Origin of the sequence: Nonomuraea sp. NPDC047529 (genome assembly GCF_040642995.1) — a bacterium.
In the GTDB taxonomy this organism is placed as follows: domain Bacteria; phylum Actinomycetota; class Actinomycetes; order Streptosporangiales; family Streptosporangiaceae; genus Nonomuraea.
This window is the reverse complement of sequence record NZ_JBEYTJ010000110.1, coordinates 1-1,668: the sequence shown is the minus strand read 5'-3', so window position 1 is coordinate 1,668 and position 1,668 is coordinate 1. Positions and strand designations below refer to the sequence as shown.

Sequence of the window (1,668 nt, the reverse complement as noted above, 5' to 3'; positions counted from 1 at the left end):
CCCCACGCCGATCATCCACTTGCCCAGCGGCGGATGGGCGACGAACGACGCGCAGTCGGACGGCTCGGCACACTGGCGGAAGATGTCCAGATTTCCGGCGATGAGCCGCCGGTCGGCGACGGGGTTCTTGGCGTCGCCGAGCATCGCGCGCTCGACCCCGTACCTGAGCAGGGAGTAGGCGTCCTTGGCGTAGTAGGTCTCGTCGAAGACGACGGCCTTGGGCTCGCCGAGGCGGACGAACCGCAACAGGCCGCCGAAGAGGGCGACCAGGAGCGGGCCCGCCCAGCCTAAGAGCGGCCGCCCCTGGAACGGCGGGACCAGTCTCCGAGCCGTCTCCCCCATGTCGATCACCCTATGCGCTTGTGCACCAGGTCATACAGCTCCCGTCTCGGCACCCCCGCGCCCTTGGCCACGTCGGCGATGGCGATCCTGCGCTGCTCGCCCTCGGCCACCCGGCGGTCGACCTCGGCGACCAGCTCGTCCATGTCGGGCTCGCCCGCACCGGGCACGCGGCCCGCGACGACCACGGTGATCTCGCCCTTGACGCCGCCCGCGGCCCACTCGGCCAGCTCGCCGAGGCCGCCGCGGCGCACCTCCTCGTACGTCTTGGTCAGCTCGCGGCAGACGGCCGCCGGGCGGTCGGCCCCGAACGCCTCGGCCATGGCGCCCAGCGACTCGGCCAGCCGGTGGGGAGCCTCGAAGAAGACCATCGTCCGCTCCTCGGCGGCCAGCGCGGACAGCCGCCGCGCCCGGTCGCCGGTCTTGCGCGGCGGGAAGCCCTCGAAGCAGAACCTGTCGCTGGCCAGCCCCGACACCGCGAGGGCCGTGGTGACGGCGCTCGGCCCCGGCAGCGCGGTCACCGTGATGCCCGCCTCGACCGCCAGGTGGGTGAGGCGGTAGCCGGGGTCGGACACCCCGGGCATCCCGGCGTCGGTGATGACCACGACCGTGCGGCCCTGTCTCAGCGCCTCGACGAGCTCCTGGGCACGGCCCGCCTCGTTCTGGTCGTAGTAGGACACCACCCGGCCGCTGATCTCCACGCCCAGCTCGGTGGCGAGCCTGCGCAGCCGTCTGGTGTCCTCGGCGGCCACCACGTCGGCCCCGGCGAGCACCTCCCGCAGCCGCGGCGAGACGTCACCCGCCTGACCGATGGGCGCTCCGGCCAGCACCAACCTGCCTTCTTCAGTCACCAGACCATTGTGGCAGGGCATACCAATTAGACCGTGATTCTTGCAGTACCTAACGGCTTGGGGCCCGTACGATGTCCGAATGGCGGTGACCGATTCCCCGTACCAGGCCTACGACAACCCGGAGGTCGGCGAGAGTCATTCGCAGACGCGGTCCCTGCGTGACCGGGTGATCCCCCCCATGCGCGGCAGCGTCCTGTGGGGGTGGGTCGGCCCGCTGCTCATCACGCTCTTCGGCGGGATCCTGCGCTTCGTCAATCTGGGCCACCCCCGGGCCGTGGTCTTCGACGAGACCTACTACATGAAGGACGCCTTCTCCCTGATCAACTGGGGCGTCGAGCGCGTCACGATCAAGGACGCGGACAAGGCGATCCTGGCCGGGAAGACCGACATCTGGCAGTCGTGCACGCAGGAGACGCTCGACAAGTGCGCCTCGTACGTGGTGCACCCTCCGCTGGGCAAGTGGATGATCGGCGCCGGT

At 70.7% G+C, this 1,668-nt stretch carries 1 protein-coding gene and 2 pseudogenes; 1 reads left to right on the top strand and 2 read right to left on the bottom strand.

The window, feature by feature from the left end; all coding sequences use genetic code 11:
• Both ABZ815_RS52760 and rsmI read right to left on the bottom strand, forming a co-directional pair.
• Positions 1-342 (bottom strand): annotated as a pseudogene (locus ABZ815_RS52760) (phospholipid carrier-dependent glycosyltransferase); the annotation flags it as partial.
• Positions 343-347: 5 nt separating this feature from the next.
• Positions 348-1,211, bottom strand: coding sequence for a 16S rRNA (cytidine(1402)-2'-O)-methyltransferase (gene rsmI, locus ABZ815_RS52755; RefSeq protein WP_357711138.1), 864 nt, complete (start codon positions 1,209-1,211; stop codon positions 348-350).
• Between the two features lie 58 nt (positions 1,212-1,269).
• Here rsmI and ABZ815_RS52750 point away from each other — a divergent pair.
• Positions 1,270-1,668 (top strand): annotated as a pseudogene (locus ABZ815_RS52750) (phospholipid carrier-dependent glycosyltransferase); the annotation flags it as partial.